We start from the raw sequence: 22,325 nt of genomic DNA, 5'->3' as shown, positions 1-22,325 counted from the left end.
TAAGTGCTTACGAAGAAAGTTTTGCTCTGCAAAACTAAGCTTATGCTTACGAAGAGAGTTTTGCTTCGCAAAACTAAGCTTATGCTTACGAAGACAGTTTTGCTTCGCAAAACAAGCTTATGCTTACGAAGAAAGTTTTGCTTCGCAAAACTTATAGGAGGATCAATTATGGATGCACAAGCCAAGCAAAGAATCAGCATGAGGGCGGTGTTCTTGTCCCTTGGCGTATTGCTCGCCAATATTGTCATTAATGGCCTGATCTTTATGTTTTTCCGTGACTCGACATTAAACCCGCTGCTTACTGCGGTTCTTGCAGTCCTTTGGGGTGTAGTGGGTGTCTACCTGATTTACTACACTCTGAGCTGGGCGGCCGAGCAGTATCCAGACTATGTCCGGAGAAAAATATTACCTTATATATTTATCGGGCCTGCCGTCATTGTACTGGGCTGGCTGCTCGTACTGCCTGCCATAAGAACGCTATATCTGAGCTTCTTCAATGCCTCATCCGACAAGTTCGTCGGCTTAGGGAACTATATCGCTATTTTTAGCGATCATCTGATGGCGACAGCACTTCGCAACAATCTGTTATGGGTGTTCGTGGGAACATTTGCATGTGTAGCATTTGGCCTTCTGATTGCTATTCTCGCAGATCGGAGCAGCTATGAGAAAATCGCGAAATCCATTATCTTCATGCCAATGGCTATTTCGTTCGTGGCTGCCGGTGTTATCTGGAAGTTCGTCTATTACTATCAGCCTGGTGATGAGCAGATTGGTCTGCTTAACGCGTTTGTGGTTGCTCTTGGCGGGGAGCCTCAAGCATGGGCAAGCATGCTGCAGCCGTGGAATAACTTTTTCCTGATTATTATCTTGATTTGGATGCAGACCGGATTTGCCATGGTCATCTTCTCCGCAGCGATCAAAGGGGTCCCTGAGGACATTCTCGAGGCTGCACGTGTGGATGGAGCCGGCGAAATCAAAATTTTCTTCCGCATTATCGTTCCTTTTATATCTACTACTATTTTGACGGTCACAACGACGATTATCGTCTTCACGCTGAAAATATTTGACGTCGTCATGGTGATGACGGGAGGTCAATACGATACAGAGGTAGTGGCAACACAGTTCTACCGGCAGTTCTTCATGTACCGGAATTTCGGTTATGGTTCCACACTGGCCATCGTGCTGTTGATTGCTGTCCTGCCTGTTATCATTATTAATTTGCGTCAGTTCCGCAAGCAGGGGGGATTCTAAATGGCCTTCAAAAAGAAAAGAAAAAGCGGCAAGTGGATCGTTAACATTGTACTGGGCTTCATCTGTCTAATATGGCTGCTTCCTACCTTGGGACTCTTGATTTCGTCCTTCCGTCCTGCTGCGGATATTCTTAGCACGGGTTGGTGGAAGGTACTACCCCACCAAGAGTGGAAGGCAGCCGGGGATACAATTAAGCTGCCTAAAGATGTGGACCTGCGCGGACCGATCGAGGTTAACGGCAAGACTTATACGGACGACCAGCTCAAAGCGGGTGTAGAGGTTGATGGCAGCCGGTTGATCTGGGAGAATCGCAGAGCCCGGGTTATTAGTATCGAGAAGCAGGGCTGGGTAACCAGCACGGATCTGACTCTGGATAACTATAACAACGTAATCACAGGTAAGGAATATACCATTAAGAATGCAGACGGAAGTGAAACGACAGAGAAGGGTACAGGCTTGTCCCAGGCATTCTGGAACACACTGACGATTGCTGTACCAGCAACGGTAATTCCGGTGCTGATTGCTTCTTTTGCCGCGTACGCATTCGCATGGCTCCGGTTCCCGGGCCGCAAAACCTTGTTCGTCATTATCATTGCAATGCTGGTTATCCCGATTCAAGTGGCTTTGATTCCAGTGCTTAAGGATTATACCTCCCTAGGGCTGAACGGAAGCTACCTCGGTATCTGGCTGGCCCATACTGCCTTCGGTCTACCGCTGGTGACGTATTTCATGTACAACTTCATCAGCCAGCTTCCGAAAGATTTGTTCGAATCTGCATTCATGGATGGCGCGAATCACTTCACAATCTTCAGCAAGCTCATTCTGCCATTATCTGTACCTGCGCTTGCATCGATTGGCATCTTCCAGTTCCTGTGGGTATGGAACGATTATCTCGTGTCGCTGATCTTTATCGGCAATCAGCCGAATGTTCAGGTCATGTCCATGAAGATTGCGGACCTTGTTGGCTCCAGAGGCAACGACTGGCACTTGTTAACTTCGGCCGCATTCATCTCGATGCTGATGCCGCTTGCGATCTTCTTCCTGCTACAGAAGTATTTCGTAAGAGGTTTGATGGGTGGATCGGTTAAGGGATAATGAAGTAAGCAGATAAGGATTCAGCTACAGATATCAAGGAAGACAAGGAGGCTGTACAACTAGATGAAGATGAAACCATACGAACACCCGGAGCCTCTCTATCCTTATGCGGACTGGAGCCTGGGTGAAGACAAATATGATGATTTGAACAACCAGAGAAGTGAGAGCTTGTTCGCCACCGGTAATGGTTATATCGGAATGCGCGGGAACTTCGAAGAAGGCTTTCATGGCAGCGAAGGAACCGCGGTTATTGGGAATTATCTGAACGGGTTCTATGATTCGGAACCGATTGTATATCCTGAAGGGGCCTACGGCTATCCTTCACGCAACCAGGCGATGCTGAATGTAACCAATGCCCAGATTATTCAGCTTCGCGTTGAGGGGGAACAGTTCCATCTAAACAGAGGCAGGATCCTCAGTTACAAGCGTGAGCTGGATATGAAGCGGGGCTATCTGCTGAGGGAGGTAGACTGGGAGTCCCCGGCTGGCCATCAGGTGCGGATCCGAATCCGCAGACTGGTGCCTCTTGCCCATAAACATTTGGCGGCCGTGGATTATGAGGTTACGGCACTTAATTTTGAAGGAACGGTGACCTTATCTTCGGCTATGGATGGCAGGATTGCACAGCAGGAGGCGACCGATGATCCTCGCCTGGGTTCAGGTAGTGCGCTGCCGAGCCTCATTATGGAAAGCATGGAGCATAACGAGAATTTCTCGGTCATGAAGCAGCGTACACGGCATACGAAGTTTGCGCTAGTTACGGCGATGAGCCATTTGGTTAGTTCAAATTCAAATGTTGAAGTGACGGAGAAGAAGGAAGAGGAACGTCTTACGATGGAATATGCGGTTCCCCTGCTCAAGGGGGACAGCACTTCCCTAACGAAGTATATCTCTTACCATACATCTAAGGACTATCCAGAAGCTGAACTCCTTGAGCGGACTGAGCAGGTGCTTGGTATGGCTGGGGAGACCGGCTTCGGGGCCCTCCTTCAGGAACAGGCTGCCTTCTTGGAGGAATTCTGGAAACATGCCGATGTGGAGATTCAAGGTGATCCAGCTCTTCAGCAGGGGATTCGGTTCAATGCGTTCCAGCTGCTGCAGTCCGTGGGCCGTGATGGATTGACCAATATCGGCGCGAAGGGCCTAACCGGGGAAGGATATGAAGGCCATTATTTCTGGGATACGGAAATGTACATGCTTCCTTTCTTCACCTATACTCAGCCGGAGATCAGCCGATCTCTACTGGAATTCCGCTATGCTACGCTTAACAAGGCCCGGGAGCGTGCCGCCGTGATGTCTCAGAAGGGTGCTCTCTATCCTTGGAGAACGATTAACGGGGAGGAGAACTCTTCTTACTTCCCTGCAGGGACTGCGCAGGCTCATATTAATGCAGATATTGCATACGGAATAAAGCAGTATGTGCTCGCAAGCGGAGATACGGAATTCCTGGTCAGCAAAGGCGCCGAGATCCTGTTCGAGACCTCACGCTTCTGGGTGGATCTGGGGCATTTCAATCCAGCCAAAGGCGGTGCCTTCTGTATTGATGCGGTGACAGGTCCTGACGAATATACGGCCATTGTCAATAACAATGCCTATACGAATTTCATGGTGCAGGATCAGCTGAACTATGCTTATCAGACCGCGGAGCTTCTGCGAAGTGAATATCCGGATCAATTTGAACAGCTGCGCAGCCGCATTAACCTTACTGACGAGGAAATGGAAGTCTGGTTAGAGGCAGCTAATAAGATGTTTATTCCTTATGACGAGGAACTGGGCATTTACGCTCAGGATGACACCTTCCTCAGTAAGCAAAAATGGGACTTCGAGAACACACCTGCGGACAAATATCCGCTGCTGCTCCATTTCCATCCGCTTGTCATCTATCGTCACCAGGTGCTGAAGCAGGCTGATCTTGTCCTTGCGATGTTCCTGCTTGGGGACAAGTTCACCATGGAGGAGAAGGTTCGGAATTATAACTATTACGAACCGCTAACTACGCATGACTCGTCCTTGTCACCTTGTATTCACAGCATTGTCTCCGCCGAGATTGGAGAACTGGAGAGCGCTTATTCCTACTTCGACCGCACGGTTCGCATGGATCTGGATGATATCAACAAGAACGCGAAGGATGGCCTGCATACCGCGGCGATGGCCGGTTCCTGGATGTCCATTGTGAACGGGTTTGGCGGAATGCGCCTGATTGATGGAATTCTGGTATTTAATCCGGTGCTGCCCAAGCAGTGGGAGAGCTACCGCTTCAGAATTGTTAATCAGGGCTCGCTGCTGGAAATCCTTGTGGATGGCGGCGGCGTTCAGTATACGCTTCTTGAAGGGGAGTCGATCACGATCAAGCACAAGGATCGGAACCTGACCCTAGCGTGGAATGAGCCGTTGAGAATCCCGCCGGTTTAAGGTTGCTTGGATTGGAACTAATATAGACGCGATGGACAACATTTTGACTGCGTCTTATGTACTTGATTTATAATAATCTCAATAGAAAGCCACTTCATCTTGGTCATGCTCCTGTCAAATAGACAGAACTAAAAAGATATGTTTAAGCAGCAACCGCTTCTCAGTATTCAGCCGGGAACGGTTGTTTAATTTTTCTGGAATCTACTTTGGTCATAATACGAAATGCTCACGTACCTCTTGTTATGCCTCTGATAAGGTTCCGGGTTTGCTTGAATAAATTTAATCCGTCTTCAGATGAGAAAATAAGGAATCTATGATCTCTATGATGGGTCTTTTGCTTTTTTAGTGTCGCACTTCATATTACGTCTTATCAATTGGTATAAGTTATTGAAAAAGCATATGCATGTTTGTTTAGGATTGAAAACTCCTGATATATTAAAAAAGTTATTACTGTACTGGTACTGTAGGAGGAAACTAAGGATAAAGACCTACAGTTAAAGAGAATAAGATTTAATATATAACATAGTTCATATGAATCGTTGAAATCTCTATCTCTTACTAAGTAACACCATTCTCAATGGGAAAATTTACATCTCTCCGTTGTGTGTGTTACGTATTACGTGATACAATGAGTGCGAGGGAATCATCGCACTCACGGTGTATTGACATGACCTATTGTAGTATGGTATATTATAAAATTTTCCCTCATCTAGACAAAAAAGATAACATTTTTTCTCTATATCTAGCATATAAATCTTCTATCTAATTGATAAGGAGATGTGTATCGAGATGAAGAGAAAAAAAGGAGGAAGAAAAATGGCTACTCAAATGGCAGCAACACCAACATTGGAGGGACGAGATGCCCAAAGACTGCTTGAATCTTTAAAGCAAAAGCCGACTGATAGATCTAAGCAAAATGCTAAGAATCTCATCAATTATTTTAAGGCGTTCGAGAGTAAAAGGAAATAGATTATGATCATAGAAGAATATAAAATAGCTAGATTATCCGAAGAATATTTGGGTGATCTAGCTAATTTTGATTGTACAGTTGTTCCAAGTGCAACACCTCGAAAAAGGAAAGAACTAGTACGTCATTCTGAGGACATGAATTACTTCCTACACAACGAAGCACTCGATGAGCAACTAGAAGGTTATAATACAACATTCTTGGTCATAAATGATTATAATGAAATTATAGCGTACTTATCATTATGCACAGATGCGATTAGACTGAATCATGAAGAAAGAGATCATGGTCAAATTGCGTATGAAACATTTCCGTCCCTTAAGATAGCTAGATTGGCTGTACATAAAAACTATCAAAAAAGAGGAATAGGCAAATGGCTGATAAGATATACAGTATTTAAAGCTTTGGAATTGAGGGAGGGCTTTTGTGGTGTTAAGTTCATAACATTAGATTGTTTTCCTCATAGGCTTTCTTATTATGAGTCTGTAGGATTTATTAAAAACCAAGAAAGACAGAATACTGCAAACGACTCTATTATTAGTTTAAGGCTTCAAATTGATGAATATCTCGATAAGTTACCAATTGATTCTTAAAAGTCACCCCAAATTAGTCATAACCCTTGTCAGGTAGACAGGACTAAAAAGACATGTTTAAGTAGCAACCGCTTCTTGGTATTCAGCCGGGGAACGGTTGTTTAATTTTTTCTGAAATCTATTTTGGTCATAAAAAGAAATATACTCGCGCACCTCTTGTTCTGCCTCTGTTAAGGTTCCAGGATTGTTTTAATAAATTTTCTCCCTCATCAGACGAAACAAGAAGGATTCAATGCCGGTATTGTCCAGACAGTTTCCGCGCCAGGATCTACTTTCGAGTATCCCGAGTCCTTTAAGCTTACGGTTAAACGGCTAGGAAGTGTATTGGAATCCCTAGTCTGAATGGAGAATAACTCCCTCCGAATTTGCGTTTTTACTTAAGGCATCTACCGTTTTGCTAACCAAGGCAAGATCATTTCGTTCCGGAAGGTGCAAAGAAGCCTGTTTACCGAAAAAAACGGCGTTTCTTTCGAATAACCGACGGAATTCCCAATTTCCTCATAAGCTGTTATACCTTTTTATGCTTAACTAAGAGGCCTTCTTTTGGTAAAGCAACGGTCTACTTGATAACCAAATTAGGAATGAAGGCGATGGAGCGACAAGATATGAGCGTCCAGTACGTTTCCTTTTCTTTACACTGTCTGGCAGTTTGCTGAGCTTTTCTTCTCTATTTGTAATAGCCCACCCGTGAAAATAGGCTTAATCAATTAAGCAATTCAGCATCCTCGTTGATACTGAACTGACCTGGCTGCTTTCTTCGTCTCTCCTTGTATAGATTCGGATGCTTTTAGAATTTCCACCCGTAGGTACGCCATTTCTTCTTCCATACTGGAAAACTTGGTTTAAAAGCGTCTTCGGTTGGTGGTAGTTGGCTCTAGAATCTCACCCATTTGATATTTCGATATCCAGGTTTGTACTTGAGATTTATTACGAATACTCATCTGCTCCTCGTTAACCAACCTGACTGCCTGTACTTTAACTTAAAGTAGTACTGCCGAAAGGTTTGTCCCTTTTTAATCCATAAAGAAATCCCCTCCGTTCAACAAGCTTAATCCATCTTACCAGATGTCTTTTTCTTCTTGTCTACTAGAAGGGGATAATACCAATCTGAAGTGGCTTTTTTGCTGCTTTTTTGCTGTGCCCTTAATTATGCCGCTTGTAAGATTCAGGAAATATTCAGTTTACATTTCTGGTTTATCATGGGATTCACTCTGGATAAATAATGAAGTTAAAGGAGGTAACTGTTTGAAAGGCATAATACGATTCTCCATGAATAAAGCTTCGGCCATGCTGATTATGATCGCGATTTTGTTCGGCGCGGGCTTTTATTCAGCGGGGTCGCTTAAGCTTGAGAATATGCCGGATGTATCTTTTCCGTTAGTGGTAGTGTCTACCGCATATTCTGCTTCTCCGGAAGATGTTATGAGTCAGGTATCCAAGCCTATTGAGGACAAAATTGCCAATGTCGAAGGAATAGAAATGCTCAGTTCCACATCAAGTGACTCAGGGTCTGAAGTTATGGTGCGGTTCACTCAAGGTGTGGATATTGATAAGAAGAAACAGGATCTGGATAGCTTGATCCAGGGCGTTCCGCTTCCTATGGAAGCTTCAAGGCCTATCGTATCGACCTTAGGATTTGCCTCTATCCCTGCTTACTACCTAGCCGTGTATGCGGATAATGGGATGAGCCAATCAGATCTGGATAACTTGTATAAAAGCGAGCTGAAACCCGGCTTTTCCTCTATAAAAGGAGTCGACCATATCGACACGATCGGGGCGAGAAGAACCTCGCTCGATATTGAATTGAAGGCTGATGCGTTAAATGCTTATGGGCTTGCTCCGGCGGACGTCACCGCTGCCATTCAGGCCTCACTGGCCTCGGGCACGGTGGGGACCATCAAGCTGGATGGCAATACGCAGATGGTACGGGTTACGGGAGAACTCGACAGCATTTACAATTTGAACCACCTGGAGCTGGTATCCAGTCAAGGACAGACTCTTACACTAAAGGATCTGGCGGAGATCAAGGCCGTGACGGAGTCGGAGTTCATTTCACGCGTCGACGGCAAGTCTGCGATCGGGATTAATCTATATAAAACCCAGGCCGCCAACGCTGTAGAGTTCTCTAATGAGACTAATTCCCTTCTGGAGAAATGGGAGCTTGCCCATCCAAACATCACCTTCAAGAAGGTATATGACAGTGCGGATGAGGTGCGGGAATCGATCAGCGGCCTGCTGCGCGAAGGTATTATTGGCGTCGTGCTTGCTTCCTTAATCATCTTGCTGTTCCTTCGCAACATTAGAATGACGGCAATTGTACTGGTATCCATCCCTCTTTCGATTCTGATTACTTTTATCATGATGAACTACCTCGGTCTAACGCTAAATGTTATGTCACTTGGAGGTATATTCATCTCAGTTGGCCGGATTGTGGATGACAGTATCGTAGTTATAGAGAACATCTATACGAATCTGCAAAAAGCTAAAGAGAGAAATCAATCGGTCCTTCTCCTCGCTGTAAGTCAGGTCTCCATGGCGATTACCTCATCTACGCTGGTGACAGTAGGGGTGTTTCTTCCCATCGCTTTTGTCAGCGGAGTAATTGGTGAGTTCTTTCGCCCTTTTGCCCTGACTGTGGCCTGTGCCCTCATGGCATCGCTGCTTGTGGCGCTGACGGTTATACCTTTGATGGCCAAGCTGATGGTGCTGCGGGGCGTCAGTCTGGGATCACATAATGAGGAAGAGACCGGCAGAACGGCTGCTTTTTATGAAAAGATTCTGACCTGGTGTCTGAACCACCGCTTCAAGACGCTGCTGTTATCCGGAATTGTGTTTATTGTGACTCTGTTCACTACGATCCCGAATTTGGCTGTGAACAACTTATCTGACGGCGAAGCCGGACGCCAGCTGAGCTTCACCATCAAGCTGCCGTATGACACCCCGCTTGAGAGTGCAGATGCCCAATCGAAGCAAATTGAGAATTTGCTGAAGCAGGCGAAAGACAACAAAGGGAATCCCATCTTTCATTTCGCCGAATCTCTTGTAGGTTACGGAGGCACGGATAAGCAGCTTCCTTATATGGTGCAGATTAATACAGAACTGAATGATGATGCAGATGCCAAGACGATCAAAGAACAGTATAAGGCTTTGATTCTATCCGAGCTTCCCAAGGGAACAGAAGTCACCCCGGACTCCTTATCCAGTGGAGGCGGCGGGTTCGGCTCAGCTGACTTCTCCTATGTTCTGTCAGGGGATAATCAGAAGATGCTGGAGCAGGCAGCTGCCCAGGTGAAGGATAGAATTAAGCAGTTTCCTGAACTTAAAAATATCAAGGATACGCTGGGAGATGCCAAAACCCAGGTTATCGCTACCGTGTCGCAGACTAAAGCCAAGAGGTTCGGACTTAGTACATCAGCCATTCAAAATACGGTCCGCAGCTGGATTGAACAGACGGAGATGGGCAGCATTCGTTTTGACAATGTTCTGTATACGGTGGAGGTTCAGCTCTCTTCAGCGGATAAGGATTCTATTCAGCAGCTGGGCAAGATTCCACTGCGCACCTCTTCAGGTGACATCGTATATTTGAACGAAGTTGCCAAAATTGAAAAGGTGGCGGCACCCATCGCGCTGCAGCGTGAGAAGCAGAAGCAGGTTGTCAGCATCACGGCATCCATAGACTCCCCGGATAAAGCTGCGGTCAGCTCCAAGGTTGCGGCTGCACTGGATGCCATTGAGCTTCCAGAAGGGGTATCTTCTAGCGCAGGAGGGGTAAGCGATGATATCGTGAAGAACTTTAGTCAGCTGTTCGTCTCCATGGGTGCTGCTATTGCCATTGTATATTTGATTATGGTGCTGTGCTTCGGTAATGCCAGCACGCCTTTCGCCATTCTGTTCTCGCTGCCTTTAGCTGTAATTGGAGGATTGCTCGGCCTGTTCATATCACATGAAGCAATTAATATTACCTCGCTAATCGGCTTCATGATGCTGATCGGGATCGTAGTCACGAATGCAATTGTCCTTCTTGACCGGGCACAGCAATTAATGAAGGACGGTTATGACGTCAGACAAGCGTTACTTGAAGCTGGCAGGGTTCGGCTTCGTCCAATTATTATGACTGCCGGAGCTACAATTGTCGCGATGATTCCGCTGGCGCTGGGACTGTCTCATGGAACGCTGATCTCTAAAGGACTTGCGGTCGTTGTCATTGGAGGGTTAACGACTTCTACAATTCTGACACTCGTAGTTGTTCCAGTCATTTACGAGCTGCTCGATTCGATCAGGAAGAAGTTAACCCGCAGGTCTTCATCTGATAAGGGACATGAGCCAAGGGAAGAGAAGAGCCTGGATATGTAAAGAAAGGGTAAGGTGAATGATTGTGAGATTGAATCCGAAGAAGCGCACGGCCAAATGGATAATAACAGCAGCTTGCCTTGTACTCACGGCATCAGTTGCAGCCGGCTGTACCTCAGCCTCGACGGTGTCACAGGTACAGGGGACAACCGGGGTCCCCAAAGTTAAGGTGGAGCCTATTGGAATGCATTCCATGGGAGCCCCTCGGGAGCAGGTCGCGGATGTGAATGCCTCGGTACAGGTTGGTGTCATTGCAGAGGCATCGGGTACAATAACCGAAATACTTAAGAATAATGGGGCCAAGGTTATGAAAGGCCAAGTTATCGCACGGATCTCTTCTGGGACAGCCCGCTTATCTGTAGCAACAGCAGAGGCGTCGGTGTCCAGTGCGGAGAGAGCTTTGACTTCTGCCAAGCTAGAACTGGAATCGAACCGAGCACAGCTGGAGCGGACCATCAGCGGTTATGAGAAACAGCTGAAGGAAGCAACCCGGGCAAATAATGAAGACCTGTACAACACAACCAAAGAGAATCTGGAGACCTCGAAGGTACAGCTAAAGTTCCTTGAATCCAAAAGCTCGGTACCTGCCGCCAAATCCCAGCTGGAGACAGCCAAAGTATCGCTCGAGCAGGCGAGAGCGACTCTGGATACTTACAATATTACAGCTCCGTCCAGCGGAACGCTGGCTGAGCTGGCCATAACGGTAGGCGCCAGCATAACACAGGGAAGCAAGGCCTGCTTAATTCTTAATGCCAATCAAATAACGATTCAAGCTGAGCTTAGTGAAGAGTTGGCGCAGCTGGTCAGGGGGAAGAAGACAGTTCGTGTCTATTATGCCGATCAGCCCCAAGATAGGCGGGAGGTTCGTGTTGCTTATCTCTCCGGAGTTCCAAACACGACTACCCGGTTATATACTCTTCAGCTGACAGCGGATAACAAGGACGCCTTCTTTGTCCCTGGCTCCCGAGTACAGGTTCAATTAACTACAGAAGAAGAGGAGAACGTTCTCGCTGTCCCTACAGGGAGCATCGTCCGCGATGGGGACAATTGTTATGTATTCGTGCAGAAGGGAGACAAGGTTCAGCGGGTGAAGATCGAACTCGGAAGACTGAACGGAATTTATCAGGAGATTCAGGGTGCATCAGCCGGAGATAAGCTGGTTGTGTCAGGTCAGTACACGCTTAAGGATGGAGAGAAGGTCCAGGCCCAGTGATCGGTGATACGAATCTTTAGCTAATAGAGTTACAGAAGAAAGAGGCGTTCCGGGTGTACCGGAACGCCTCTTCTCTCTTGCTGGACAGGTGATTTACGCGGGCATAGTCAGGGAAATGAAGCTCACCTTGTTATTTTCGAAATACAGATGGAACTTTAACGAGTCCCCTACGCGGTAATCCCAACTGGAGTCGGTCTCCATATTCGGCTTCCCGAGCTTCGACTGCACCTGCTGCTTGGTCAGACCGACCTTGATCCCATCCGGGGTCTGGAAGTTCTTGCTCAGGAATATAACCTCGCTCGCCGAAGCGATTATGCCTGTCTCCTTATAGTAGAACAGGTCGCTCATATTTTTGGTCAAACTATTGTAATACCTCTTCGCGTAAGTGTAACTATTCGATTGAAAAGCAATCTGTCTAAGCCATCCATCGGTGTCCTTCCCGTTAATATTTAACCGTTCGGACTTATAATTGAGACTGTCATTTCTCTTCATTTGGTCCCTGTCGACTTCCTCCTGTGCTGCAACCGAGAGGCGTTCGACCTTTCCCAGATCGGAGTCCGGTTCGAGCAGTCCGGACATCAAGCGCAGCATTTGGTCATCCGCATAGTAACGAGCACTTCCAAGCTGATAAGTGTTGCTGTCCAGGCTGTAGGGTACGCTGTAAATCCCTTTGGCGGTATGAATTCGGATCTGCGCCTGTTTCCCGACAGGAGCGTTCTTGTCTGCTTTGGCGATGGACAGGTCCTCCCAATACAATCCGTTTGTGACCACTGTGTAACGCGACTCCGGAACGGCAATTTCAGTGCTTTTACCTGAAGGCTTAACCGTAATAGACTCCACCATTTCAGCAGTAAAAGGAAGCTGTTCCCCCAGCTGTCCGCTCGGTCTGTCGGGCTTTAAGAGAATATCGCCTGTGGATTCCTGAACCTTCGGCTTGGCGATAGGAGGAGTCGCAACAATCTCTTTGGCAGCCGGAGTTCCTTGTAAATACGTATAGAATGCTCCTATACCGATGATGAGAACAAAAGCGGCCGCAGCCCAGACTATTCTGGATTTGGCGGGGGATGAACGCTTATTCGGCTTGGCGGCCTCATGGACGATACGGTTCATGTGGTCTCTGGTGAACGTCCGGTGCGGAAAAGGTCCCTGCTTCAATTGATCATACAGCTCGTCGATTTCTTTACTCATAGAGAGCACTCTCCTTTCGGTACGCGGCCATTCTGCCACGGGCTCTGGATAATCTGGATTTGACGGTACCTTCGGACAGCTGGAGCATGGCGGCGATCTCCTTGGTGGTCATCTCGTATTTCGCATGGAGGATCAGGACTTCTCTTAGCTTGATCGGCAGCTTTAGCACGGTATCCCAGATCTCCGAAGAGAAGGTATACTCCATCACTTTCTGCTCTGCCGAGGGGGAGGATTCCTTGGTGTTAATCCACTCGAACAGGGTGACTTTCCTCACAAAGGCGGATCTCAAATAATTCAAAGATGTGTTGCGGGTAATGGACAGGAGCCAGGTCTTGATGGCCGAATGTCCGCGAAACGTATGAATCGAAGAATAAGCCTTCAGAAAAACATCCTGCGCAATATCGTCCGCCAAATCGTGCCTTCGAGTCAGGATAAAGGCCAGATTCCAGACATCCTGACCGAAGGCGTTCATGAGATCATGTAGATCCGAGGAACTCATCTGATCAATATGAATCATGTATTCCCACTGTGTTTGTTCCAATTTCTTCACCTCTTACTCATTAGACAAAAGAAACCAAAATTTAGTTCCCTGAATTTGGTCGGTAATAAGGAGTTCAGTTTGTGTTCTAAAGGCTCCGAGAACGAACGTTACTCCCATCGCTGTTGTATTCGGATATATAGAACTAATCTTAGTGGAATATATCCGAACACAAAGGCGACCGCTTTCGCTTGTACGCAATCGTTCGTCTCTCCGCAGACTTTCGGCGAAATTTCAACGAAACCTTAAAAGAAACCTTAAAAGAAACCCTGCTTTGGATTCACTCTTGGCCAAGTCTTTCGAAAGTGAGCCTGAAGGTGGGGGGGGGCTTTCACCAGACCACAATCTCCTGAAGAAACATGGGGTTTACCCAAACAGAAAAGCTCCAGCCTAAGGATGACTCCCTTGGGATGGAGCTTTGCTTCCATTTCTTAAAGAGTTGTCTTTAAGCTTTAAAATTTTTGCTTTTGGGACGGCCTCTATCTCTGCCAAAATGCTATAAGGATCCTTGGGTAGGCAGCCCAAGGAAAACAGTATAGCTTACCAAGTACTGCAGATGAAGCACAAGGAATACACTCGTAGCAGTCATTTTCTCTAACCTTCCAGCTCTCGCAGGCGTTCAAGAATCCGCCGCTTCCGGTAGAGCATGGTAGCTGCTTCGGCCACATCCTGGAGTGTCCCCCGGTTGATGATGGCGCCAAAGAGTGCTCCTGCGATCGGAACAAGCTGGAACAGCTTCTTCCATCCGAAGTTGTCACGGTAGGAAGCAATCACTTCGCGCCAGCCTTGAAGCTGGGAGAGCGACTCCCGCTGCCTGTTCTCGTTATCGAAGTCGGATAGATCATCCAGAACGGCTTTCTTCCCGACAATATCGGCAGAAGCGAACTGCAGACATTTAATCACGAAGATTCGCTCCAGCTTCTCCTTTGGATCATAACCGTAAGTAATGGCAATCTCCTGGATTGTCTTCAGAGACAGGCCAAGAATGGCAGGAATATCAATGGCCAGGGTGAATAGTCCTCCAAATCCGGTCGTAGCACCTTGAGCAGTAGCGAATGCAGCCCGGCTCTTAATCAGCTCTTCACAGGTTTTGTCCATGACGGCAATCGGCAGGCGGCTGGCTGATTCAAGAGTTAATGGATCTTCCAGCTCCATTTGGGGGACTTGGGCTGGGGCTTCGGTGACAGCTGCACTACGAAGCGTGCTCAGCACGGAAGATTCAGATACCAGGTACTGTCCACCGGTCTGAACGAAGCTGCCGAGTTCATCAATAGCTTGTCCCAGCTTTTTTTGAATGATTTTGGGAGTAAGACGATCTAGGAGCATAAAGGGCAGGCGGCCGATTTTCTCCCAGAACCAGAGATCCTTCTGGCTTTTCTCCCAAGACTCTATTTCTCTAAGCATTACTCTCAGCTCATCTTGTGTTTCCGAATATGGCCCGAACGGCACAGGGTTTGACATGATAATGACCACTCCTTTAAAGGAATATACGAGGATGTTCGAGGCCGGTTGCAGCCCAATGTCTATATTTTCTCTACTTGTAAAGAGATATGGTAGAGCGATCCGCACGGATTCTGAAAGAAGACGAAGAGTTTTGTATGGCTTTTACCTGGATCTTATTCTTGTTGTATAAGGCGCAGTTAAAAAATTGACTTGAGGGTAAGGCGTAACGGAGGGGAAGCTTGGAACTGTAGGAGCGAAAGCGATAGCCTTTGTCTCCGGATTACATCCGCCCTGCGGTATAAATCAAGAAATCTGGAGACAACAGCGGCCGAAAGACCAAGCATTCCCCGTAGTTACGACTGTACCCACAAATGTGAACATTTTAACTGCGGCTTATATAGAAAGTTATTTCCGGCAGTATGAAGATCAAAACCATATTAACTGGACTTTGAAGAATTTTGAGACGGGATATAACGAACTGAAGAATCTGTAGAGTTATGAATGGATGATAGCCCTCGTTGTAATCTAGGTAAACGATGCACTTAAGATGAGAAATAGCGCCACAGATGTGAGATCCATGGCGCCATTTATGCTGTGTAGACATATTGATAAGCTTCAATAATCAATTTCTGAAACCTTTTGGGCTAGCTCCTTGGTGTAATGTTTATGAAGCTACAACACGAATGAATTCAACGGCCTGTAAAGGAATAATAGCAAGATCCGTCGGCGGACCATATATGACAGGTGGTACTTTTAGCAACAGCGTGGTATCGCCTACCGAGATCAGAGTGCCAGAGATTAGATCGTTAGGTGTCAGAACTTCAACCTCATTGCCAATGAAGCCCTGGGCAAGATTATGGAAATTCATAATAGAAAACTCCTCTCTTAGGTGTGTCTATTGCAAGCTACTGCAGAACGGTGATCCGGGAGTAAGGAATAAGCACGAGATCACCGGTAGATTCCCGGATCTCCAGGGCATCACTCCCCGCAGTCAGCAGAATACCTTCCACGGTTGCACTTGCGGTACTGATTGTAACGGTCTGCCCGATCTTTCCCTGAAGAACTTCCTGCAGCGAAGGGTTCGGAATTAAGCCGGAAGCCAGGTTCTTCTCAAGCTCATCCAGACGCTCTGTAAGAATCCGTACAGATTTCGCAAGATGCTTCACTTCTCGTCTAAGATGACCCCATCCAAAAAACCACATGATATTTCCTCCTTAAGTCAGGTTTACTTTCCATGCCAAAGCAAGTATTTCTCCATATCCTTACGCAGCCTCAGCAGACTCTTGATGCTCTCCCGCTCGGTCAATCGGAACTGCCGTGCGCGAGATCGGACCAGATGAGGACCGTTCGTAAGAAAGTCGTCAATCACCGGGTTGAAGCTGGCAAGAGGTTCTTTATAGTTGCAGTAGTATTGTTCCATCCCAAAGGACGCAAGCAGGCTCTTGATCTTGCTCATCCCGCTGAAGGCCAGGGCAGGAATGCCTGCGCGCAGGGCAACCAGGGTTGGATGGAGCTTGAAGCTGATTAAATAATCGACAGATTGGATCGCGCTGTAAGTCAGATCCAGATCGAGCAGCAACGGCAAAATATCAACAGAAGCTCTCGGATCGATCTCTCTGAGGCGGGTCTTGAGCCGGACACACATCGGATAATCGGAATATCCGCCGCCATTCGGATGATTCACAGCAGGGATGAGACGCAAATGAAATCCACGGTCCGATAATGATTTCATCAGGGTTACGAAGGAATCAAACGGGAAGGATTCATAAGCAAATACACAGATGCCAATTGTAGGTCTCTTCGAAGCTTGTTTATAGGGAAATCTTGGCTGCCTGTAAGCAAAGGCCATATCGGGTGCGACCTCCACATGCTTGTGAAAATTGGCCCGTCTGGCAATATCCGCAGATCTGGAGTCACGGAACACCGCCCTCTTCGCGCGGCTGATAACCTCCCGGTACTGCTCGACCTGTGCGGCTGGCCAGCTCTCCTCAGGATAGGCATCAACGATGCCGACCCCGTACAGCCAGGTAGGTTTGTCTCGCAGTGCAGGCGGGAAGTAGTACGTGTTGAAGGAATAGGGGGTAATCAGGTCGCCGCCTCCAATAATGACAGCGTCCGTCTTGTCTGGATCAAGCTGCGAGTTCCACGGATAGACCTGGTGTGGATAAAAGACCTGCTGAAAGGTGCGCAGGAAAAGATCATCACCGAAGTTGCCCATCCCGTAATAACCACAGACAGCAATATTCATTGCGGATGTCCTCCTTTCAAGTTGTCCGCCTGGGCATTGAACCAGGCGGGATACTGCGCGCTCCCCCGCTGACTGACACTGTCAGGGCGGAGTACGCGGTGATACACCGGCCGATCTATGACGGCCGGTTCCGGATGCTCGGCAAGCAGCGCCTCGCAGACGGCAATGTCCTCAAAGAGCCGGGCATCCGCACCGGCTCTGATCGGCCAGCCGCCGATCCCGCGCAGCATCGCCGCGCGGTAGAACCGCGGCACCAGCGGGGCGGCCGCAGATGCGTCCGCGCGGTGCCCGCGGTAAGGCAAGGCCCCGCGCCACAAGGGTCCCAAGTGGCGAGTGCCCTGCCACAGGCCGCTTACGCCGGTCGCGATGGCCGCTCCCGGCGCGCCATTCATGGCGGCTGTGAGCAGAGCCACAGCCTCGGGCTGGAGCCAGTCGTCCCCGTCCAGCTCCAGCACATACTTGCCCCGCGCCACACACAAGAGTTCGTTAAGCACGAACACCTTGCCGCGGTTAGGGGAGAAGCGGTGAATGTGAATTCGCGGGTCGCTTCGCAGGTACGGCAGATCTGCCGTACCATCCTCCGAGCCGTCATCTCCGATGAGAAGCTCAAAGTCCGGGGAGGTCTGAGCCAGAACTGATCTGACTGCCCATCCCAGAGAAGCCCGCATGTTGTAGACCGGCAGAAGAATGGAGACGGCCGGGCTGGCTTCACTTGGCGAGGCAAGAGACCTGCCTTCAGCCGGAGAGCCTTGTTGCACTCCGTAGCTTTGCTGCACTCCAGAGCTTTGTTGCATTACAGAGCTTTGTTGCATTACAGAGCTTTGTTGCATTACAGAGCTTTGTTGCATTACAGAGCTTTGTTGCATTACAGAGCTTTGTTGCACCCCAGAGCCTTGTTGTACTCCCAAGCCCTGTTCGGCTTCACGGTCGTCATCACGGGTAAGGGCGGAGCCATCCCCTGGTAAGGATGGGACGGTTCTGCTGCCCTTCATTTCTAAAGATGCTCCTTGACGATATTTACGGCTATTGGCAATCACGGGAACTATTCCTTCAAGCTGGGGGCTGGAAGGGATCATCCGCCATCGTATCCCAAGATGTAGTGGATACGAGTATGGATAAAGAGGCTTATGCCCTTCGAGTTCGTTACTGCGATGAATTAGGGGGATGGGGATGGTTGTAATCTGCTGCGGATTCAGCGGCATGATCTCATATGGCAGGTATAGTGCAGAGGGCAGGGGTTCAAACGCGCGGCTTAGCTCCTCAAGCAGATAATCCCGCCGCCATATCAGGGGCAGGCTTGAGGCTATGGGCCATGTGGGTGGCAGTCCGGCAGATGCTGGTGCATTATCCATAAAGTGTGATCTGGATTTTTGTCGGTACCCTACATGTGAAGAACCGAAATCCAGACTAATAACCAGGGTATGATTAAGGTCCGGCACCCCTTTGATTTGCTGTTCAAGCCAATCCATTAAAGGCCTGCTTACCGCAGTAGCTGCGGGATTCCAGAATATCCATTCAGACTGAGGGTGAGTATTCTTCTCCAGCAAGTGGATTAGCTGGTCTGCGTACCACCTTGGATTGGCAAGCCAGGATTCCGGGACAGCCTTCGCTAGTCTTCCGATTAAGGGCTGTATCTCGGCCATTAGAGTAGCGATTTTTTGCGAAGAACTTCGGAGATAACTTCATTTCCGGCGATTCCCCGCTCCTGCCAGCGGTTCTGTCTGGCATACTGAACTCTTGAATTTCGCATCTCTTCGGAATCTGGACTTGAGAGCATATGGCCGAGCTTTGCAGTAAAATCATCATGCGTCGTAGCCGTTTTTACATAAGGTTCCATATGAATACATTCCGGCAATGCAGTGGACAGAACACGAACACCGGCAGCCATATACTCATAAGCTTTGACCGGATTGGTAGCCAGTGTAATTGGATGGTATAGAAATGGAATAATGGCAACATCAATGTGAGGCAAATACTGTTTCAGTACACTGTGCGGCTTCTCACCTAGCACATGAACATTGGGAAGCTCTGTATAAGATGGAATATCGCCGTAGGGAGCTCCAATAGAGACGAAGTTAACTCCCGGGAAGGCGCGTGCGATCTTCTCGAACAAGGCATGATCAATCCAGTAAGCCCATGCGCCGATATAGGCGACAATCGGACCCTCGGGAAGATCAGCGGGCCGTGCGGTCGGCGGGAGATCGAACAAGCTTTGATCAGCCGCATTAGGAATCAGCGTAACCGGTTTGTCCGGGTAAGCTAGTTCGAGCCGTGTCTTAATTGACTTCGCTGTGGCTACAAGATGGTCGGATGCTTCAACCATCTTCGCTTCATACTTCGCCCAATGCGGGAACTCATCACAGCAGTCGTAGATTACCGCGTCAGGCTTGAACAGAGTCAGCCTGGATCGCTGTTTGGCCCAGGTCGTCCACACGATTACCGGTTGATCCTTGCGAAGACGCGGGAGTGTCCGCGATAGAAAGCTTTGATGATCGGTGAACAGATGAACGCCAGGCTCGACTTCCTGAAGATGGGGGGAGAGCGGCGCCAGATTCTCGAAGTACACTTGATGTCCCAGAGCGCCGAATTGGGTCATCAGCTGCTGTGGCCGCTGTTTCATAAATGTCCAATTCATAGTCTTGGGATAGATAATGACAGCCAAAATGCTTTTCCCTCCTTTGTGAAAGCTTGCTCCATTCTATGCATTGCTAGCTTCATAGAATAACGCCAATGGCCCGATCCACGGTAAAAATAGTTTGCTATAGCAAGCGAATGAAAAAATCTAATTATGAAGGAAGCAGATTAGGAGCCTCCTAGCGGATACGCTTTGGAGCACACTCTCATATACTATCGAAGGGAATTGCTAGAGGAGGAGAACATAGAGATGGAAGAGATTCGTGTGCTTGTTGTATTCGGTACGAGGCCTGAGGCAATCAAGATGGCACCACTAGTAAAAGTATTGGAGCGTACTCCCGGTCTCAGACCGATTGTATGTGTCACGGCTCAGCATAGGGAAATGCTTGATCAAGTGCTTGAGGTATTCGGGATTAAGCCGGATTATGATCTGGATCTGATGAAACCAGGGCAAAGCTTGACCGATCTCAGCGTATCTGTGCTGACTGGTATTGAGAAGGTGATCCGCTCGTCGGGATGCCATCTTGTGCTCGTTCATGGGGATACGACCACCGCATTTATGGGCGCTCTGGCCGCTTATTATTCACAAATTCCAATCGGACACGTGGAGGCGGGCCTGCGAACTTATGATAAATACGCTCCTTATCCAGAGGAGATGAACCGGGAATTCATTGGACGGGTTGCCGATCTGCATTTCGCCCCAACTGTACAGGCAGGGCTTCAGCTGGCTGCCGAGAACCGGATTGCGAATGTCCATGTTACCGGGAATACGGTCATTGATTCCCTTCAGTGGACCATACAGGAGAAATTCAATCATCCGCTCCTTGCCAAGCTGGATAGGTCCCGCAAATGGATCTTCATGACAATGCACCGGAGAGAGAATTGGGGCGAACCCATGAAGGAAGTGTTCGAAGCTGTCGCGCGCACTGCCGCAGAGCGTAAGGATGTGGAGTTCATCTACCCGGTTCATCCGAATCCGGAGATCGTGAAGCTGGCCGGAGAGATTCTTGGCGGCAAGGCAAGAATTCATATCTTAGAACCGCTTGATGTAGTCGCCACGCATAACTTCATGGCGCGCTGTCATTTTGTATTAACTGATTCAGGCGGGATTCAGGAGGAGGCCCCTTCTCTTGGCAAGCCGGTACTTGTTCTGCGGGATAAGACCGAGCGGCCTGAGGGAGTTGAAGCGGGAACGCTCCGCTGTATAGGAACACAGACTGAGCGCGTCTATCGTGAGATTGCCATTCTGCTTGATGACAGAGAAGCGTATAGAACCATGGCTGAAGCCAGCAATCCATTTGGTGATGGATACGCCTCTGAACACATTGTCCAGATCATTCTTGATTTTTTTGATCTATGAGGAACCATGGTTGTTAAGCAAGCGGGGGTATGATTCAATAGATTCATATCGTATTGTCTTGTTATGTCAGGAAGGAGATAGATTCCTGCAGTGAAACCGTTGAATCCGAGCCCCATTGCCCGTGACGACATATATCTTCCGGCTGAATTCCCGCTTACGGCCTCCTGTACATTTGGAGTCTCACCTTCATTTCAGCGGCTGCACTGGCACAGAGCCCTTGAGATTAATCTTATTGCCCAGGGAAGCGGCACTTATGTGATTAACGGCCGGGAATACCCTTTTGAGCGCGGAGATCTGTTCCTGATTGATTCGGATGATCTGCACCGGGCTTATGAGGGGCATGATCTCAAAATGATTGTCATCATGTTCAATCCGCAGCTGCTTGCGGCAGTGCAGAGGTTTGATCCTGAACTGCTTTTACCATTCCGAAGTCATGATTCCAGCCCTTCCCATCATATTGTGAACGGTCAAACTCGGAGTCAGGTGATGACGACTTATATCGAGAATATTTATCAGGAATATATACAGAACAAGCGTTCAAGCCGCTCGGTCATCATCGGGCAGCTCATGCTTTTCCTGGCTGAGGTCAACCGCCATTTCGATGCCGCCCCGGCTTCGGTTGATTACTTCATGCCGCCCCGTCAACTTGAGCTGATGAGGGAGGTTGTCCGCAATATGGAACAGGATCTGTCCAGAGCATGGACGCTGCGGGAGCTTGCTGATCTTGTGCACCTCAGTCCTTCTCGGTTCAGCGTGTTATTCAGCCAGGCGGCGGGGAGCTCGCCTCTGAATTATTTAGTCCAGCTGCGGCTATCTCATGCTGTGCGGCTGCTTGAAGAGAGAGACGATCCGATTCTTGATATTGCGATCTCCTGTGGATTTCGCAATTTATCGAACTTTAACCGGCTGTTCCGCAGGCATTTGGGTGTATCGCCTTCCACTATGCGTAGACGACTGCGCGGGGATCGAAGAGAATAGTAAGATAGTATCAATAGAGAGAACTATTGCAGAAGAAGCGATAGTTCTTTTTTTT

The 22,325-nt window shown here is 48.3% G+C and carries 17 protein-coding genes and 1 pseudogene; 9 read left to right on the top strand and 9 right to left on the bottom strand.

Going from position 1 to position 22,325, the window contains the following annotated elements; genetic code table 11:
- Positions 1-168: 168 nt before the first annotated feature.
- From ACRRNK_RS16280 to ACRRNK_RS16260, 5 genes are all read left to right on the top strand, one after another.
- On the top strand, positions 169-1,251 hold the full coding sequence (locus ACRRNK_RS16280) for a carbohydrate ABC transporter permease (RefSeq protein WP_433943759.1): 1,083 nt from the start codon (positions 169-171) through the stop codon (positions 1,249-1,251).
- Complete coding sequence (locus ACRRNK_RS16275) at positions 1,252-2,346, top strand: carbohydrate ABC transporter permease (protein WP_433943758.1); 1,095 nt, start codon at positions 1,252-1,254, stop codon at positions 2,344-2,346.
- 63 nt (positions 2,347-2,409) lie between these two features.
- A complete protein-coding gene (locus tag ACRRNK_RS16270) occupies positions 2,410-4,758 on the top strand; it encodes a glycoside hydrolase family 65 protein (protein WP_433943757.1) in 2,349 nt (782 codons plus the stop codon).
- 789 nt (positions 4,759-5,547) lie between these two features.
- On the top strand, positions 5,548-5,727 hold the full coding sequence (locus ACRRNK_RS16265) for a hypothetical protein (protein WP_433943756.1): 180 nt from the start codon (positions 5,548-5,550) through the stop codon (positions 5,725-5,727).
- A 3-nt stretch (positions 5,728-5,730) separates the two neighbouring features.
- Positions 5,731-6,318, top strand: coding sequence for a GNAT family N-acetyltransferase (locus ACRRNK_RS16260; protein ID WP_433943755.1), 588 nt, complete (start codon positions 5,731-5,733; stop codon positions 6,316-6,318).
- A gap of 57 nt (positions 6,319-6,375) precedes the next feature.
- Here ACRRNK_RS16260 and ACRRNK_RS16255 read toward each other — a convergent pair.
- Positions 6,376-6,483 (bottom strand): annotated as a pseudogene (locus tag ACRRNK_RS16255) (IS3 family transposase); the annotation flags it as partial.
- 1,080 nt (positions 6,484-7,563) lie between these two features.
- Here ACRRNK_RS16255 and ACRRNK_RS16250 point away from each other — a divergent pair.
- Both ACRRNK_RS16250 and ACRRNK_RS16245 read left to right on the top strand, forming a co-directional pair.
- Positions 7,564-10,671 carry an efflux RND transporter permease subunit gene (locus ACRRNK_RS16250; RefSeq protein ID WP_433943754.1) on the top strand — a complete coding sequence of 1,036 codons (3,108 nt, stop codon included), beginning with the start codon at positions 7,564-7,566 and terminating at the stop codon, positions 10,669-10,671.
- 16 nt (positions 10,672-10,687) lie between these two features.
- Positions 10,688-11,881, top strand: a complete 1,194-nt coding sequence (locus tag ACRRNK_RS16245; RefSeq protein ID WP_433943753.1) for an efflux RND transporter periplasmic adaptor subunit — start codon at positions 10,688-10,690, stop codon at positions 11,879-11,881.
- A gap of 93 nt (positions 11,882-11,974) precedes the next feature.
- Here ACRRNK_RS16245 and ACRRNK_RS16240 read toward each other — a convergent pair whose 3' ends face one another.
- The 8 genes from ACRRNK_RS16240 to ACRRNK_RS16205 all read right to left on the bottom strand — a co-directional run bounded on the left by ACRRNK_RS16240 (position 11,975) and on the right by ACRRNK_RS16205 (position 19,960).
- Positions 11,975-13,069, bottom strand: a complete 1,095-nt coding sequence (locus ACRRNK_RS16240) for a hypothetical protein (RefSeq protein WP_433943752.1) — start codon at positions 13,067-13,069, stop codon at positions 11,975-11,977.
- Positions 13,062-13,619 carry an RNA polymerase sigma factor gene (locus ACRRNK_RS16235; protein WP_433943751.1) on the bottom strand — a complete coding sequence of 186 codons (558 nt, stop codon included), beginning with the start codon at positions 13,617-13,619 and terminating at the stop codon, positions 13,062-13,064. The genes ACRRNK_RS16240 and ACRRNK_RS16235 overlap by 8 nt, the downstream gene beginning before the upstream one ends.
- A 582-nt stretch (positions 13,620-14,201) precedes the next feature.
- Entirely contained in the window at positions 14,202-15,068 is an 867-nt protein-coding gene (locus ACRRNK_RS16230; RefSeq protein ID WP_433943750.1) for an EcsC family protein, read from the bottom strand.
- A 646-nt stretch (positions 15,069-15,714) separates the two neighbouring features.
- Positions 15,715-15,918 (bottom strand): hypothetical protein, encoded by a 204-nt coding sequence (locus ACRRNK_RS16225; RefSeq protein WP_433943749.1) that lies wholly within the window; start codon positions 15,916-15,918, stop codon positions 15,715-15,717.
- Positions 15,919-15,955: 37 nt separating this feature from the next.
- Positions 15,956-16,252 carry a hypothetical protein gene (locus ACRRNK_RS16220; RefSeq protein WP_433943748.1) on the bottom strand — a complete coding sequence of 99 codons (297 nt, stop codon included), beginning with the start codon at positions 16,250-16,252 and terminating at the stop codon, positions 15,956-15,958.
- 23 nt (positions 16,253-16,275) lie between these two features.
- Positions 16,276-17,298, bottom strand: coding sequence for a polysaccharide pyruvyl transferase family protein (locus ACRRNK_RS16215; RefSeq protein WP_433943747.1), 1,023 nt, complete (start codon positions 17,296-17,298; stop codon positions 16,276-16,278).
- Positions 17,295-18,941 (bottom strand): glycosyltransferase family 2 protein, encoded by a 1,647-nt coding sequence (locus ACRRNK_RS16210; RefSeq protein ID WP_433943746.1) that lies wholly within the window; start codon positions 18,939-18,941, stop codon positions 17,295-17,297. Before ACRRNK_RS16210 ends, ACRRNK_RS16215 begins: the two co-directional genes overlap by 4 nt.
- Positions 18,941-19,960 (bottom strand): glycosyltransferase, encoded by a 1,020-nt coding sequence (locus ACRRNK_RS16205; protein WP_433943745.1) that lies wholly within the window; start codon positions 19,958-19,960, stop codon positions 18,941-18,943. The genes ACRRNK_RS16210 and ACRRNK_RS16205 overlap by 1 nt, the downstream gene beginning before the upstream one ends.
- A gap of 222 nt (positions 19,961-20,182) precedes the next feature.
- Between ACRRNK_RS16205 and wecB the strand changes: the two genes are divergently transcribed.
- Both wecB and ACRRNK_RS16195 read left to right on the top strand, forming a co-directional pair.
- Complete coding sequence (wecB, locus tag ACRRNK_RS16200; protein WP_433943744.1) at positions 20,183-21,292, top strand: non-hydrolyzing UDP-N-acetylglucosamine 2-epimerase; 1,110 nt, start codon at positions 20,183-20,185, stop codon at positions 21,290-21,292.
- Positions 21,293-21,382: 90 nt separating this feature from the next.
- Positions 21,383-22,270, top strand: a complete 888-nt coding sequence (locus ACRRNK_RS16195) for a helix-turn-helix domain-containing protein (RefSeq protein WP_433943743.1) — start codon at positions 21,383-21,385, stop codon at positions 22,268-22,270.
- Positions 22,271-22,325 lie beyond the last annotated feature (55 nt).

The sequence above is a fragment of the Paenibacillus sp. SN-8-1 genome, assembly GCF_050995535.1.
Classification (GTDB): Bacteria; Bacillota; Bacilli; order Paenibacillales; family Paenibacillaceae; genus Fontibacillus.
Note: the sequence above shows the minus strand (reverse complement) of the source record. Positions and strands in the feature narration are given on the sequence as shown.

Excerpts from the sequence above, each read along its gene's own strand:
- wecB (WP_433943744.1), top strand. The coding sequence starts at position 20,183 with ATGGAAGAGATTCGTGTGCTTGTTGTATTCGGTACGAGGCCTGAGGCA.
- ACRRNK_RS16245 (WP_433943753.1), top strand. The coding sequence starts at position 10,688 with ATGATTGTGAGATTGAATCCGAAGAAGCGCACGGCCAAATGGATAATA.
- ACRRNK_RS16225 (WP_433943749.1), bottom strand. The coding sequence starts at position 15,918 with ATGAATTTCCATAATCTTGCCCAGGGCTTCATTGGCAATGAGGTTGAA.
- ACRRNK_RS16280 (WP_433943759.1), top strand. The coding sequence starts at position 169 with ATGGATGCACAAGCCAAGCAAAGAATCAGCATGAGGGCGGTGTTCTTG.
- ACRRNK_RS16265 (WP_433943756.1), top strand. The coding sequence starts at position 5,548 with ATGAAGAGAAAAAAAGGAGGAAGAAAAATGGCTACTCAAATGGCAGCA.
- ACRRNK_RS16220 (WP_433943748.1), bottom strand. The coding sequence starts at position 16,252 with ATGTGGTTTTTTGGATGGGGTCATCTTAGACGAGAAGTGAAGCATCTT.
- ACRRNK_RS16275 (WP_433943758.1), top strand. The coding sequence starts at position 1,252 with ATGGCCTTCAAAAAGAAAAGAAAAAGCGGCAAGTGGATCGTTAACATT.
- ACRRNK_RS16270 (WP_433943757.1), top strand. The coding sequence starts at position 2,410 with ATGAAGATGAAACCATACGAACACCCGGAGCCTCTCTATCCTTATGCG.
- ACRRNK_RS16230 (WP_433943750.1), bottom strand. The coding sequence starts at position 15,068 with ATGTCAAACCCTGTGCCGTTCGGGCCATATTCGGAAACACAAGATGAG.
- ACRRNK_RS16210 (WP_433943746.1), bottom strand. The coding sequence starts at position 18,941 with ATGGCCGAGATACAGCCCTTAATCGGAAGACTAGCGAAGGCTGTCCCG.
- ACRRNK_RS16240 (WP_433943752.1), bottom strand. The coding sequence starts at position 13,069 with ATGAGTAAAGAAATCGACGAGCTGTATGATCAATTGAAGCAGGGACCT.
- ACRRNK_RS16260 (WP_433943755.1), top strand. The coding sequence starts at position 5,731 with ATGATCATAGAAGAATATAAAATAGCTAGATTATCCGAAGAATATTTG.
- ACRRNK_RS16215 (WP_433943747.1), bottom strand. The coding sequence starts at position 17,298 with ATGAATATTGCTGTCTGTGGTTATTACGGGATGGGCAACTTCGGTGAT.